Annotated in this window: 1 protein-coding gene; it reads left to right on the top strand. The window is 67.1% G+C overall.

Going from position 1 to position 684, the window contains the following annotated elements:
* On the top strand, positions 1-402 hold a 402-nt coding region (locus tag AC27KI_RS26585; RefSeq protein ID WP_487116876.1), incomplete at its 5' end, for an LptF/LptG family permease.
* Between the last annotated feature and the right edge of the window lie 282 nt (positions 403-684).

Genomic DNA, 684 nt, shown 5'->3' on the forward strand with positions numbered 1-684 from the left:
CCCACGCGCATCAGCGCCGACATGGTGTCCGCGGCGCTGCTCAAGCCCGACCGCATGGCGACCATCGACCTGTTCCAGTACATCCGGCATCTGGAGGCCAACGGCCAGTCGGCGCAGCGCTATGAGATCGAGTTCTGGCGCAAGGTGTTCTACCCGCTCAGCTGCCTGGTGATGGTGGTGCTCTCGCTGCCCTTCGCCTACCTGCATTTCCGCTCGGGTGGCATCGCGGGCTATGTGTTCGGCGGGGTGATGGCTGGCATCAGCTTCTTCCTGCTGAACAACGTGTTCGGCTACGCGGGCAACCTGCAGAACTGGTCACCCTGGCTCACTGCGGCGGCGCCGGGGCTGATCTACTCGGTGCTTTCGCTGGCCGCCTTCGGCTGGCTGGTGCTGCGCCGATGAACCAAGGACCACACGCGTTGACTGCCACCCCACCCCGAGGCGTTGTCCTGTTCGCCCATGGTTCGCGCGACCCGCTGTGGCGCGCCCCGATGGAGGCGGTCCAGGTCCACCTGCAGCAGCATCGCCCCGAACTGCGGGTGCGCTGCGCCTATCTCGAATTGACCCACGCCCGACCTCGCGCCAGGCCGTGCAGTCGCTGGTGGCACGAAGGTGCCGGGCCAGGGTGACGGTGGTGCCGATGTTCCTGGGCACGGGCAAGCACGGCCCGCGAGGATCTTCCCA

Source organism: Acidovorax sp. KPB24-03, assembly GCF_057546605.1.